This window comes from Streptomyces sp. NPDC048566, from assembly GCF_043199735.1.
Taxonomy (GTDB): domain Bacteria; phylum Actinomycetota; class Actinomycetes; order Streptomycetales; family Streptomycetaceae; genus Streptomyces.
In genome coordinates this window covers 33,368-45,875 of record NZ_JBICWL010000008.1, presented here as the reverse complement: position 1 = coordinate 45,875, position 12,508 = coordinate 33,368, and the positions used below count along the sequence as shown (strand labels likewise).

Here is a 12,508-nt window from a genome sequence, read left to right as displayed (position 1 = left end):
AGAAGCTGCCGTACGAGACGGCCGCGGCGGGCGGCCGGCGTGCAGCGCGAAGGAGGCGGCCATGGCATCGCCCATGTCCGCGGGCAGTTTCCTGGACCGGATCAGGGACGAGGGCGTCCACGTCGTCGAGGTGGGCGACTGGAGGCACCACAACCGCAACCACAAGGGTGCGTGGGGGCCGGTGCACGGCGTGATGATCCATCACACGGTGACCTCGGGCGCCGCACGGACGGTGGGGTTGTGCCGCGAGGGCCGCGAGGACCTGCCCGGTCCGCTCTGCCACGGCGTGATCACCAAGGACGGCGTGCTGCATCTGGTCGGGTACGGCCGGGCCAACCACGCGGGCCTCGGTGACGACGACGTGCTGCGCGCGGTGATCGCCGAGAAGGCCCTGCCGCACGACAACGAGGCGAACACCGACGGCAACCGCCACTTCTACGGCTTCGAGTGCGAGAACCTCGGCGACGGCAAGGACCCCTGGCCCGAGGTGCAGCTGGCGGCCGTCGCCAAGGTCGCCGCGGCGATCTGCCGGCACCACGGCTGGACCGAGCGCTCGGTGATCGGCCACCTGGAGTGGCAGCCCGGCAAGATCGATCCGCGGGGGGTCACGATGGGCTCGCTGCGGCGCCGGGTCCGGGACCTGCTGAAGTAACCACCCCCGCGGCGGGCCGCCCGCGCACAGGTGTCCGACAATGGGCGGGTGACCAGCCCCGACTCCCCGGACACCGCCCCCGCGGCGGCACCCCGCACGGGGATGCCCCGTGCCGGCGCGGCGGGCGCCCACGGCGGACGAGCCGACGGGGGGCGGGGGGCCGGCGACGGCGCGCCGCGGACGACGCCCGGAGCAGCGCCCTCGGGGCGCTCCGGAGAGGCACCCCGCGGGCCGGAGCCGTTCGGGACCGCTCCCCGGCTCCCCTCACCGCTGCGGGAGGCGGCGGACGAGCGGTTCGCCCGTCACGGCCTGCGGCTGCTGCTGAAGCGGGACGATCTCATCCACCCGGAGATCGTCGGCAACAAGTGGCGCAAGCTGACGCCGAACCTCGCGGCGGCGGCCGGACGGAGGGTGGTCACCTTCGGCGGCGCCTACTCCAACCACCTGCGCGCCACGGCGGCGGCCGGACGCCTCCTCGGCCTTCCCACCCTCGGCGTGGTCCGCGGCGACGAGCTGGCCGACCGTCCCCGCAACCCCTCGCTGGCCCGCTGCGCCGCCGACGGGATGCGCCTGCACTTCGTCGAGCGGTCGGCCTACCGCCGCAAGGCGGAGCCCGCGGCCCTCGCCGCGATCCTGCGCGCCGCGGGAGCCGAGGACGCCTACGTGGTGCCGGAGGGCGGCAGCAACGTCCTCGCCGTGCGCGGCTGCCGCGCGCTCGGCGAGGAACTGCGCGGCCACGGCGTCGGCGTGGCCGCGGTGGCCTGCGGCACCGGCGGAACCCTCGCGGGACTGGCCGCCGGCCTCGCCCCGGAGCAGCGCGCTCTCGGCTTCCCGGTCGTCGGGGGCGACTTCCTCGGCGCCGAGACGGAGGCGCTCCAGCGGGCGGCGTTCGGCGGCCGGCGCGGCGCCTGGTCCCTGGACGACCGCTTCACCTTCGGCGGCTACGGCCGCACCACCCCCGAACTCGACGCCTTCGCCGAGGACTTCGAGGTGCGGCACGGTCTGCCCGTCGAGCGCCTCTACGTCGCCAAGATGCTGTACGGGCTGGTCGCCCTCGCGGAGCAGGGGGCCTTCCCGCGCGGTACGACGGTCGCGGCCGTGATCACCGGGGCGCCGTTCCCCGCCGGGGCGCCCGCTCAGGCCGCCTCGCGATAGGCGGCGGCCTCCTCCAGGTCCAGCCGGCGCAGCAGCGTGCGGAGCATCTCGTCGTCGATGTAGCGCAGGTCGCGGAGTTTGACGAACACCTCGCGCTCGGCGCCGATCATCTCCCGGGAGAGCCGCCGGTAGGTGTCGTCGACCGTCTCCCCGGTGACCGGATTGACCGCGCCCAGCCGCTCCCAGACGGCGTTGCGGCGACGCTCCAGGACGGCGCGCAGCCGTTCGGCGAGGGGCGGCGGGAGGGCGTTGCGCTCGTCGGTGAGGAGATCGTCGAGCCGCTGTTCGGCGGCCTGCGACGCCTGCGCCTGCGCGTTGGCCTCGGCGAGCGTCTCCGCCTGCGCGTCCCGGCCGGGGAGCTTCAGCAGCCGGATCAGCGGGGGCAGCGTGAGCCCCTGGACGACGAGGGTGCCGATGACGGTGGTGAAGGTGAGGAAGAGGATCAGGTTGCGGCCCGGGAACTTCTCGCCGCCGTCCAGGGTGAGCGGGACGGAGAAGGCGATGGCGAGGGACACCACGCCGCGCATGCCGGCCCAGCCGATGACGAAGGGCGCCTTCCAGGTCGGGTTCTCCTCCCGCTCCCGGATGCGCGAGGAGAGGACGCGGGGCAGGAAGGTGGCCGGGAACACCCAGACGAACCGGGTCGCGACGACGACGAGGAAGAGGGCGATCGCGTACCAGGCCGCGCTCGTCCCCTCGTAGGTGCCGAGCCCCTTGAGCACGACGGGCAGTTGCAGGCCGATGAGGGCGAAGACCGCGGACTCCAGGACGAACGCGACCATCTTCCAGACGGCCTCCTCCTGGAGGCGGGTCGCGAAGTCGACCTCCCAGGCGCGGTGGCCGAGGTAGAGGGCGACGACGACCACGGCGAGCACGCCGGACGCCTCCACCCACTCGGCGATCCCGTAGGCGACGAAGGGGATGAGCAGGGAGAGGGTGTTCTGCAGGAGCGCCTCCGCGATGTGGGTGCGCAGCCAGTGCAGGGGGATCATCAGCGCGAGCCCGACGAGCACGCCGCCGACCGCGGCGATCAGGAACTCGCGGACGCCGCCCGCCCAGGTCGCGCCCTCGCCGACGGCCGCGGCGAGCGCCACCTTGTAGGCGGTGATCGCGGTCGCGTCGTTCACCAGGGACTCGCCCTGGAGGATCGTGGTGATCCGGGAGGGCAGCCCCACCCGGCGCGCCACCGCCGTCGCGGCCACGGCGTCCGGCGGCGCGACGACCGCGCCCAGCACCAGCGCGGCGGTCAGTGGAAGTCCCGGCACGAGCAGGTAGGCCGCCCAGCCGACCACGAGCGTCGCGAACAGGACGTAGCCCACCGACAGCAGGGCCACGGGCCGCAACTGGGCCTTCAGGTCGAGGTAGGAGCTGTCGGTGGCCGCCGTGTAGAGCAGGGGCGGCAGCAGCAGGGGAAGCACGATGTCGGGGTCGAGTTCGTAGGCCGGGACGCCGGGGACGTACGAGACGGCGAGGCCCGCCGCGACGAGCAGCAGGGGTGCCGGGACGGGCGTCCGGCGGGCCGCCCCGGCGACCGCCGCGCTCCCGGCAACCAGCAACAGCAGTGGCAATACGTGCATCGTCTTCCGCCCGCCCTCGTTTTCGCACGGCATCCCGCACACCCGACGTAACCTGGCAATCATGAAACAGTGCACGCACACCGACGCGCTGCCGGAGCGGGAACCCGAGCCCCAGAGCGAGACGTGCCTGGAGTGCGTGGCCGCGGGCACGCACCCGGTACAGCTTCGCCTGTGCCTGGAGTGCGGCCATCTCGCCTGCTGCGACTCCTCGCCGCTGCGGCACGCGACGGAGCACCACAAGGACACCGGCCATCCGATCATGCGCACGTTCGAGGCGGGGGAGAGCTGGCGCTGGTGCTTCGTCGACCACGTGCTCGTCTGAGCCGCGCCGCGGGCGGACCGGCGGTGGCCGGAAGTCGGGACGGTTCGACCGTCTGACGCCTGGGTACGTCAACCCGGCGCGCGCTCTTCCGATTTGGGCCCCGCAGACCCCTAGCCACTGTGTGTACGCATGGGCTTACTATGAGTGACAGCAAGGGGCGGGGTCCCCAGGACACGACAGACGGGAGCGCGGTAGCGTCACCGCTGAACGACGTAGCGCGTTACCCCGGGGGGCGACCCTCGGCCCCGAGAGAGCTCGCACGAGCTTGTACCACCATGGAGGTGAGGGTGTCCCAGATCGCAGGCGAGCCCGCGACGAAGGACTTCGTGGAAGTCCGGCTGCCGGCCGCGGGTGCCTACCTGTCGGTACTGCGCACGGCCACGGCCGGGCTGGCGGCCCGGTTGGACTTCACCCTCGACGAGATCGAGGATCTGCGCATCGCGGTGGACGAGGCCTGCGCGATCCTGCTGCAGCAGGCCGTCCCCGGCTCCGTCCTCAGCTGTGTCTTCCGGCTCATCGACGACTCACTGGAGGTCACGGTCTCCGCCCCGACCACGGATGGTCACGCTCCGTCACGGGACACGTTCGCGTGGACCGTGCTGTCGGCGCTGGCCGGCAAGGTCGACTCCACCGTCGCCGAGGACAAGACCGTGTCGATCAGCCTCTACAAACAGCGCGGCGCGGGACCCGGGCCGGCGTGAAGGACGGGGACGGTCCGGTGCGGGACGAGGGGCGCGGCACACGGAAGCCCTCCGCGGAGCGCGCCGACGGCCCCGACGGGTCGCGGCACACGGCGGACGGCGTCGACGGCATCCCCGAGCAGGCCCGGCAGCATCCGGAGGCGGGCGGCGCCCCGGCCGGCGCGGCGCGGGCCGGGGTCTCCCCCGTCCGGGGAGCCTCTCCCGGGCCGCGTGCGGCCGGGGCCGCCGGCGCCGAGGTCATGGGGGAAGAGCCTCGGGCTCGGGGAATGGTGACGGGCGGGACTATGAGCGAGCACGAGCGGGACGCGGAGCAGGGCACGCAGCACGGGCCGAGCGCGCAGCACATCCAGCACGACCCGCAGGACCGCAGCGGGGCCCGGGTGATGTTCGTCGCGCTGCGCAAGATGCAGGACGGCAGTGCCGAGTACGCGGAGCTGCGCAATCAGCTGGTCCGCATGCACCTGCCGCTCGTCGAGCACCTCGCCCGCCGGTTCCGCAACCGGGGCGAGCCGCTGGACGACCTGACCCAGGTCGCCACGATCGGGCTGATCAAGTCGGTGGACCGGTTCGATCCGGAGCGGGGCGTCGAGTTCTCGACGTACGCGACCCCGACGGTGGTCGGCGAGATCAAGCGGCACTTCCGCGACAAGGGCTGGGCGGTGCGGGTGCCGCGCCGCCTCCAGGAGCTGCGGCTGGCGCTGACCACGGCCACCGCGGAACTGTCGCAGCTGCACGGCCGCTCCCCCACGGTGCACGAGCTGGCGGAGAAGCTCGCCATCTCGGAGGAGGAGGTCCTGGAGGGCCTGGAGTCCGCGAACGCGTACTCCACGCTGTCCCTGGACGTCCCCGACACGGACGACGAGTCGCCGGCCGTCGCGGACACCCTGGGCGCGGAGGACGAGGCGCTGGAGGGCGTCGAGTACCGCGAGTCGCTGAAGCCGCTGCTGGAGGACCTTCCGCCGCGGGAGAAGCGCATCCTGCTGCTGCGGTTCTTCGGCAACATGACGCAGTCGCAGATCGCGCAGGAGGTCGGGATCTCGCAGATGCACGTCTCCCGGCTGCTGGCCCGCACCCTGGCCCAGCTGCGGGAGAAGCTGCTCGTCGAGGAGTGAGGCCGGTTACTTCCCGTCCGGCGTGTCGCCGCCGGGCCCTCGGATGCCGAGGGCCCGCGTCGTCGCAGGGTTGACGAGCAGCACCAGGGCGGCCACCGCCACCACCGCGAGGGCGATGCCGGCCGGGATGGCGAGGCTGTCGGCCCGCAGCAGGTTGTAGGCGACGGGCAACGCCATCACCTGGGTGATGACGGCCGGCCCCCGGCTCCAGGCGCGGCGCATCAGCAGGCCGCGCGCGGCCAGCAGGGGCAGCAGCGCCAGCACGATCAGCGTGACGCCGCCGGTGACGGCCTGCTGCCGGTCGTCGGGGTCGCCCGTGAGGCCGAGGACGAGGATGTAGACGCCGCCCGCGACGAGGGCGAGCCCTTCGAGCGCGGCGAGCGCCGCGGCGGCGGTCAGCCGCCCGGGGCGCGGTTCGGCGAGGGGCGCGTCGGGGGTGGGGGTCTGCTCTCGGCTCACCCCTGAAGAGTAGCCGTCGGCGCCGCGGCGCCGAGGGCCCCGGGGCGTGCGTCGGGGAGCGGTGCCGCGCGGCGCGGACCGTCCGCTGTGGCCCGGCTCACGCCCGCATCTCTTACCGGACCCCTACCTCGGCCTGGGCCGGGTACCACCCAGTAGGTACGCTGCATCGCATGCGTGCACTTCTCGTGGTCAATCCGGCGGCAACCACCACGAGTGCGCGGACGCGCGACGTCCTGATCCACGCGCTGGCGAGCGAGATGAAGCTGGAGGCCGTCACCACCGAGTACCGCGGGCACGCCCGGGACCTCGGCCGGCAGGCCGCGGACGGCGACGACATAGACCTGGTCGTGGCCCTCGGCGGGGACGGCACGGTCAACGAGGTCGTGAACGGTCTGCTGCACCGGGGGCCCGACCCGGAATCGCTGCCCCGCCTCGCGGTGGTGCCCGGCGGCTCCACCAACGTCTTCGCCCGCGCCCTCGGGCTGCCCAACGACGCCGTGGAGGCGACCGGCGCCCTGCTGGACGCGCTGCGCGAGGAGCGGGAGCGGACGGTCGGTCTCGGCCTCGCCGCGGGGACGCCGGGCACCGAGGACGAGGGCGTGCCCTCCCGCTGGTTCACCTTCTGCGCGGGACTGGGCTTCGACGCGGGGGTGGTGGGCCGGGTCGAGCAGCAGCGCGAGCGCGGCCGGCGGTCGACGCACGCGCTGTATCTGCGCCAGGTGATGCGGCAGTTCCTGGACGAACCGCATCGGCGGCACGGGACGATCACGCTGGAGCGCCCGGGCGCGGACCCGGTGACCGATCTGGTGCTGTCCATCATCTGCAACACCGCGCCGTGGACGTTTCTCGGCAATCGTCCGGTGTACGCCTCGCCTAAGGCCTCGTTCGATACGGGGCTCGACGTACTGGGCCTCAGCCGGATGTCGACGGCCTCCGTTGCCCGGTATGCCGCTCAGTTGCTCACTTCGTCCCCCGACCGGGGACCTCGCGGCAAGCACGCCCTGTCCCTGCACGATCTGACGGACTTCACCTTGCATTCGAAGGCGCCGCTGCCCCTCCAGATGGACGGCGACCACCTCGGACTCCGTACCAGCGTGACGTTCACAGGCGTACGCCGTGCACTGCGTGTGATTGTGTGAGCGGAAGGGCCCAAAGTCCTTTCACTCGAACGTTTAGGCCAGGGTCCACCCCATGGAAGTACGGCTGTGACCTAGTCGACACCGAGGAATCAAAAAAAACTTTCCAGAAGGGGTTGTATCCGCCGCCGAGGTTTGCGAGTCTCTTCTTGGCGCTCGGGACGGCCCGCACCATCGGCCCCACAGAGCACCGGAACCCCTCCTCACATCAAGGACCACACCAGTCCGTCTGGTTGTCGGCCCTTCACTTGTTGAGGGTTTCGTGAAAGCGTTCACATTCACAAGCACCAGCATGTAAGACCAAGGAGAGGTAGCAGCCATGGACTGGCGTCACAACGCCGTTTGCCGCGAGGAAGACCCCGAGCTCTTCTTCCCCATCGGCAACACCGGTCCTGCGCTGCTGCAGATCGAGGAAGCCAAGGCCGTCTGCCGCCGCTGCCCCGTTATGGAGCAGTGCCTGCAGTGGGCGCTCGAGTCCGGCCAGGACTCCGGCGTCTGGGGTGGCCTCAGCGAGGACGAGCGCCGCGCGATGAAGCGCCGTGCCGCCCGCAACCGGGCCCGTCAGGCCACCGCCTGACGCTCCACCCCGCACGAGCCTGGGCTTGGCGGCGCGTACAGCGTGTACGCATCTCCCGCCCCCGAGCCGCAGCGCGCAGTACCCCGATGCGCTTGATTGCAACGAGCTTTCAGCCCCGGACCACCTGGTGGTCCGGGGCTCATTGCTGTTCTCCCGGGGGCGCACGTCACGCTGTGTGACCGACCGAGCGGTCGCCGACGGCCGCCGGCCCGGGGCGAGTTGTGCGGATCGTGTGGGGAAGGCGCTACTTGGTCAGGCGCACCGGGATGTCCAGGATCACCTGGGTCCCGCGTTCGGGGGCGGGCACCATGTCGAACGTGCCGCCCAACTCGCCCTCCACCAGCGTCCGTACGATCTGCAGGCCGAGGTTGCCGGAGCGGTGCGGGTCGAAGCCCGCGGGCAGTCCGACCCCGTCGTCCTGGACCGTGACCAGCAGGCGGGCCTCCTTGGCGGTTCCGCCCCGCACCGCCGAGACCTCGACGGTGCCCCGCTCCCCCTCGCGGAAGCCGTGCTCCAGCGCGTTCTGGAGGACCTCGGTGAGCACCATGGACAGCGGGGTGGCCACCTCGGCGTCCAGGATGCCGAAGCGCCCGGTGCGCCGCCCGGTGACCTTGCCCGGGGAGATCTCCGCGACCATCGCGAGCACCCGGTCCGCGATCTCGTCGAACTCCACCCGCTCGTCCAGGTTCTGGGAGAGCGTCTCGTGCACGATCGCGATGGAGCCCACCCGGCGCACGGCCTCCTCCAGTGCCTCCCGGCCGCGCTCGGAGTCGATCCGCCGGGCCTGGAGCCGCAGCAGGGCGGCGACCGTCTGGAGGTTGTTCTTCACCCGGTGGTGGATCTCCCGGATGGTGGCGTCCTTGGTGATCAACTCACGCTCGCGGCGCCGCAGTTCGGTGACGTCCCGGAGCAGGACCAGGGAGCCGACGCGGGTCCCCTTGGGCTTGAGCGGGATCGCCCGCAGCTGGATCACCCCCTCGGCGCTCTCGATCTCGAACTCGCGGGGCGCCCAGCCGCTGGCCACCTTGGCCAGCGCCTCGTCCACCGGCCCCCGCGAGGGGGCGAGTTCGGCGGTCGTGGAGCCGAGGTTGTGGCCGACCAGATCGGCGGCGAGGCCCAGCCGGTGGTAGGCGGACAGCGCGTTCGGGGAGGCGTACTGGACGACGCCGTCGGCGTCGAGGCGGATCAGTCCGTCGCCGACCCGCGGCGAGGCGTCCATGTCGACCTGCTGGTCCGGGAAGGGGAAGGTGCCCGCCGCGATCATCTGGGCGAGGTCGGAGGCGCTCTGGAGGTAGGTCAGCTCCAGCCTGCTCGGGGTGCGCACGGTGAGCAGGTTGGTGTTGCGGGCGATGACCCCGAGGACCCGGCCCTCGCGCCGCACGGGGATGGACTCCACACGGACCGGGACCTCCTCGCGCCACTCGGGGTCGCCCTCCCGCACGATCCGGCCCTCGTCGAGGGCCGCGTCCAGCAGCGGCCGGCGCCCGCGGGGCACCAGGTGGCCGACCATGTCGTCCTGGTACGAGGTCGGGCCGGTGTTGGGCCGCATCTGGGCGACGGAGACGTAGCGGGTGCCGTCGCGCGTGGGGACCCACAGCACGAGGTCGGCGAAGGAGAGGTCGGAGAGCAGCTGCCACTCCGAGACCAGCAGATGCAGCCACTCGAGATCGGAGTCGTCGAGGGCCGTGTGCTGGCGTACGAGGTCGTTCATGGAGGGCACGGTGCGAGCGTACCCGGCGGGTCCGGCGGGACCCCGGTCGGCCGCTCGCACGGGGCCGCGGTGATGCCCGTACAGCCCCGTGAGACACCCGCGGGCCGCGGCGCCTGGGAGGGACCCTCAACCCTCCCGGCACCGCAGCCCGGAGCAACAACGGCCACGGGGTGTGCGGTCCCGATCGGCCGAAGGGAGGAGCCGGAGCAGTCAGGGCAGAGAGCCCCGGTTCCTCGGTCCGCCTTCCTGTGCGGGGAAGACGGAGGCTTGTTCAGTTTCTCAAAGCATTGTGGACTAGACCAGAGCCCCGCGTCCACGTGTTCGCCGTCCCCGTGTCCGCGGAGGTTCGCCGTCGTCCGAGTGTCAAACGCCCGCAGGCCCCCACCAGAGTAGCCCGGTTCGGTTCGTGAACGGGCGGGATCGGCGGATGCGGGGAGACGTGCCGGGGCCCCGGAACCCGTGCGTCGCCGACGCGAACCGGATGGGCGCGGAAGGGGACGCGTGAAGGGCACTCTGCTAGATTGGTCTATACCACACGTGTCCTCTTTCGTTTTTCGGTTCCAGTCGCGTCCCCTCTCCAGATCGGCAGGCCCAGCGTGGAAGTTGTCATCGTCCCGGACGCCAAGGCGGGCGGCGAGCTGATCGCCGAGGCCATGGCGGAGCTGCTCAGGCGCAAGCCCGGCGCCCTGCTCGGCGTGGCCACCGGCTCGACGCCGCTGCCCGTCTACGAAGCGCTGGCGGCGAAGGTGCGCTCCGGTGCCGTGGACGCCTCCGGCGCGCGGATCGCCCAGCTCGACGAGTACGTGGGGCTCCCCTCCGAGCACCCCGAGTCCTACCGTTCGGTGCTGCGCCGCGAGGTGCTGGAACCGCTGGGGCTGGGGATGGACGCCTTCACCGGGCCGGACGGCACCGCGGCGGACGTCCAGGCGGCCTGCGTGGCCTACGACGCGGCGCTGGCCGCCGCCGGCGGGGTCGACCTCCAGCTGCTGGGCATCGGCACCGACGGGCACATCGGGTTCAACGAGCCGTGCTCCTCGCTCGCCTCGCGCACCCGCATCAAGACGCTGACCGAGCAGACCCGGGTGGACAACGCGCGCTTCTTCGAGGACGACATCGAGCAGGTCCCGCACCACGTCATCACGCAGGGCATCGGCACGATCCTGGAGGCCCGGCACCTCGTGCTGCTGGCCACGGGCGAGGGCAAGGCGGACGCGGTGGCCGCGACGGTCGAGGGGCCGGTCGCGGCGATCTGCCCCGCCTCCGCGCTCCAGCTGCACCCGCACGCGACGGTCGTGGTCGACGAGGCCGCCGCCTCGAAGCTGAAGCTCGGGGACTACTTCCGGGCCACCTTCGCGGCGAAGCCGGACTGGCAGGGCATCTGAGGACCGCTCGTGGTGCCGGCGCCCCGCCTCCCGTCGGGAGGCAGGGCGCCGGCACCACCAGACCACGGGCCCGTGCGGCACCCGGCCGGCGGGGCTACTCCCCCGCGATGACCTCGGCCGCAGCCTGGCCGCAGACCCGCGCGGCGCCGTGGGTAGCGATGTGCAGCGCCCCGCGGGGTGCCGACTGCGGTACGCCCATCTCGACGACAACGGTGTCGGGACGCGCGGCGAGCAGCGTGTCGAGGGCCGCTCCCATCCAGGGGTGGCGGTGTTCGTCCCGGACCACGGCGACGAGGGGGCGCTTTCCGGCGGCGGCGAGGGCCTCGGCGCCCGCGTCCTCACCGGTGAAGCTCCCGGTCTCGGTGCCGGGGAGCAGCCGGGCGAGCTCGGCGGCCACGCCCCAGGGCGTCTCGTCGCCGACCGCGATGTTCGCGACCGGGGCGAGGGCGGCGACGTAGGGCGCCTCGGTGAACGGGGTGAACCTCCCGGAGCGGGTCACGCCGAGCGCGCGCCGTGCGGCCACCAGGCCGACGTCCACCGGCCGCTCCGGGTCGGCCGGGCGCTCCGGGTCGGCCGGGGCGGCCGGGGCGGATGAGCCGCTCGGGGCGGCCGAGGCGGTGAGAGGGGCGGCCGGCACGTTCGACCCGTTCGAACCGTTTGAGCCAATCGTGGGAGGCCGGGAGGCCGCGGCGGCGGCCGTCCACTCGGCGAGGGCCCGGACCCGGTTCGCCGCGTCCGCGAGGCGCTCCTCGGCGAGCTCACCGTTGCGGACGGCCAGGACCAGCGCGTCGCGCAGGCGGCGCACGGTGTCGTCGTCGGCGAGTCCGCCGCCGACGCAGATGGCGTCCGCGCCGGCGGCGATGGCCAGCACGCTGCCCCGCTCGATGCCGTACGTCGCGGCGATGGCCTGCATCTCCATGCCGTCGGTGACGATGAGGCCCTCGTAGCCGAGTTCCTCGCGCAGCAGACCGGTGAGGATGCGGCGGGAGAGGGTGGCGGGGCGGTCCGCGTCGAGGGCGGGGACGAGGATGTGGGCGCTCATCACGGCCCGGCTGCCCGCGGCGATCGCGGCGCGGAACGGGGCGAGTTCGCGCGACTGGAGGACCGAGAGGTCCGCGTCGATGCGGGGCAGGGCGTGGTGGGAGTCGACCGCGGTGTCGCCGTGGCCGGGGAAGTGCTTGGTGCAGGCGGCGACGCCGGCGGCCTGGAGACCGGTGACGTAGGCGGCCGTGTGCCGGGCGACCAGGTCGGTGTCGGCGCCGAAGGAGCGCACGCCGATGACCGGGTTGGAGGGGTTGGAGTTCACGTCGGCGGACGGCGCCCAGTTGAGGTTCACCCCGCACGCGGCCAGCCGGCGGCCGAGTTCGAGGGCGACGGCCTCGGTGAGCGCGACGTCGTCGACGGCGCCCAGTGCGTGGTTGCCGGGGAACGAGGAGCCGGTGCGCACCTCCAGGCGGGTGACGTCGCCGCCCTCCTCGTCGATGGCGACGAGGACGTCGTCGCGTTCGGCGCGCAGTCGGGCGGTCAGGGCGGCCAGTTGCTCGGGGGAGGCGATGTTGCGGCCGAACAGGCCGACGGAGGCGAGCCCCTCACCGAGGCGGCGGAGCAGCCAGTCCGGGGCCGTGGTGCCGGTGAAGCCGGGCTGGAGGACGGTGAGGGCGTCGCGCGTCAGGCCGTCCTTGGCGTGGGACGCGGTGGTACCACTGGCGAATGTCGTCATCGGG

At 72.9% G+C, this 12,508-nt stretch carries 12 protein-coding genes; 8 read left to right on the top strand and 4 right to left on the bottom strand.

Features of this window, described 5'->3' with window-relative positions; genetic code table 11:
* Positions 1-61 precede the first annotated feature (61 nt).
* Together ACGFS9_RS15530 and ACGFS9_RS15525 are read left to right on the top strand one after the other, a co-directional pair.
* Positions 62-652 carry an N-acetylmuramoyl-L-alanine amidase gene (locus ACGFS9_RS15530; protein ID WP_393253557.1) on the top strand — a complete coding sequence of 197 codons (591 nt, stop codon included), beginning with the start codon at positions 62-64 and terminating at the stop codon, positions 650-652.
* A gap of 48 nt (positions 653-700) precedes the next feature.
* The gene (locus tag ACGFS9_RS15525) at positions 701-1,807 is read left to right on the top strand and encodes a 1-aminocyclopropane-1-carboxylate deaminase/D-cysteine desulfhydrase (protein WP_393253556.1); all 1,107 of its coding nucleotides are present in this window, start codon (positions 701-703) and stop codon (positions 1,805-1,807) included.
* Here ACGFS9_RS15525 and ACGFS9_RS15520 read toward each other — a convergent pair.
* Positions 1,789-3,384 (bottom strand): Na+/H+ antiporter, encoded by a 1,596-nt coding sequence (locus ACGFS9_RS15520; RefSeq protein ID WP_393253554.1) that lies wholly within the window; start codon positions 3,382-3,384, stop codon positions 1,789-1,791. The genes ACGFS9_RS15525 and ACGFS9_RS15520 overlap by 19 nt on opposite strands.
* Before the next feature lie 61 nt (positions 3,385-3,445).
* Between ACGFS9_RS15520 and ACGFS9_RS15515 the strand changes: the two genes are divergently transcribed.
* From ACGFS9_RS15515 to ACGFS9_RS15505, 3 genes are all read left to right on the top strand, one after another.
* Positions 3,446-3,706 carry a UBP-type zinc finger domain-containing protein gene (locus tag ACGFS9_RS15515; RefSeq protein WP_393253553.1) on the top strand — a complete coding sequence of 87 codons (261 nt, stop codon included), beginning with the start codon at positions 3,446-3,448 and terminating at the stop codon, positions 3,704-3,706.
* Positions 3,707-3,993: 287 nt separating this feature from the next.
* Positions 3,994-4,407: an anti-sigma regulatory factor gene (locus tag ACGFS9_RS15510; RefSeq protein WP_054228129.1), complete on the top strand. Its 414-nt coding sequence runs from the start codon at positions 3,994-3,996 to the stop codon at positions 4,405-4,407.
* Positions 4,404-5,519, top strand: coding sequence for an RNA polymerase sigma factor SigF (locus tag ACGFS9_RS15505; protein WP_393253551.1), 1,116 nt, complete (start codon positions 4,404-4,406; stop codon positions 5,517-5,519). Before ACGFS9_RS15510 ends, ACGFS9_RS15505 begins: the two co-directional genes overlap by 4 nt.
* Before the next feature lie 6 nt (positions 5,520-5,525).
* Here the strand turns inward: ACGFS9_RS15505 and ACGFS9_RS15500 are convergent, their stop codons facing one another.
* Positions 5,526-5,978 carry a hypothetical protein gene (locus tag ACGFS9_RS15500; RefSeq protein ID WP_393253549.1) on the bottom strand — a complete coding sequence of 151 codons (453 nt, stop codon included), beginning with the start codon at positions 5,976-5,978 and terminating at the stop codon, positions 5,526-5,528.
* Positions 5,979-6,148: 170 nt separating this feature from the next.
* Between ACGFS9_RS15500 and ACGFS9_RS15495 the strand changes: the two genes are divergently transcribed.
* Both ACGFS9_RS15495 and ACGFS9_RS15490 read left to right on the top strand, forming a co-directional pair.
* Positions 6,149-7,117, top strand: a complete 969-nt coding sequence (locus ACGFS9_RS15495) for a diacylglycerol/lipid kinase family protein (protein WP_393253548.1) — start codon at positions 6,149-6,151, stop codon at positions 7,115-7,117.
* Between the two features lie 316 nt (positions 7,118-7,433).
* Positions 7,434-7,691 carry a WhiB family transcriptional regulator gene (locus ACGFS9_RS15490; protein ID WP_006380970.1) on the top strand — a complete coding sequence of 86 codons (258 nt, stop codon included), beginning with the start codon at positions 7,434-7,436 and terminating at the stop codon, positions 7,689-7,691.
* 244 nt (positions 7,692-7,935) lie between these two features.
* Here ACGFS9_RS15490 and ACGFS9_RS15485 read toward each other — a convergent pair whose 3' ends face one another.
* Positions 7,936-9,402, bottom strand: a complete 1,467-nt coding sequence (locus ACGFS9_RS15485) for a sensor histidine kinase (RefSeq protein ID WP_393253782.1) — start codon at positions 9,400-9,402, stop codon at positions 7,936-7,938.
* A 596-nt stretch (positions 9,403-9,998) separates the two neighbouring features.
* Between ACGFS9_RS15485 and nagB the strand changes: the two genes are divergently transcribed.
* Positions 9,999-10,784, top strand: coding sequence for a glucosamine-6-phosphate deaminase (gene nagB, locus ACGFS9_RS15480; RefSeq protein ID WP_393253546.1), 786 nt, complete (start codon positions 9,999-10,001; stop codon positions 10,782-10,784).
* Positions 10,785-10,878: 94 nt separating this feature from the next.
* Here the strand turns inward: nagB and ACGFS9_RS15475 are convergent, their stop codons facing one another.
* Positions 10,879-12,504, bottom strand: coding sequence for a glycoside hydrolase family 3 protein (locus tag ACGFS9_RS15475; protein WP_393253544.1), 1,626 nt, complete (start codon positions 12,502-12,504; stop codon positions 10,879-10,881).
* Between the last annotated feature and the right edge of the window lie 4 nt (positions 12,505-12,508).

Coding starts and splice junctions, on each gene's coding strand:
- ACGFS9_RS15530 (WP_393253557.1), top strand. CDS start 62: ATGGCATCGCCCATGTCCGCGGGCAGTTTCCTGGACCGGATCAGGGAC.
- ACGFS9_RS15520 (WP_393253554.1), bottom strand. CDS start 3,384: ATGCACGTATTGCCACTGCTGTTGCTGGTTGCCGGGAGCGCGGCGGTC.
- ACGFS9_RS15515 (WP_393253553.1), top strand. CDS start 3,446: ATGAAACAGTGCACGCACACCGACGCGCTGCCGGAGCGGGAACCCGAG.
- ACGFS9_RS15495 (WP_393253548.1), top strand. CDS start 6,149: ATGCGTGCACTTCTCGTGGTCAATCCGGCGGCAACCACCACGAGTGCG.
- ACGFS9_RS15490 (WP_006380970.1), top strand. CDS start 7,434: ATGGACTGGCGTCACAACGCCGTTTGCCGCGAGGAAGACCCCGAGCTC.
- ACGFS9_RS15485 (WP_393253782.1), bottom strand. CDS start 9,402: ATGAACGACCTCGTACGCCAGCACACGGCCCTCGACGACTCCGATCTC.
- ACGFS9_RS15475 (WP_393253544.1), bottom strand. CDS start 12,504: ATGACGACATTCGCCAGTGGTACCACCGCGTCCCACGCCAAGGACGGC.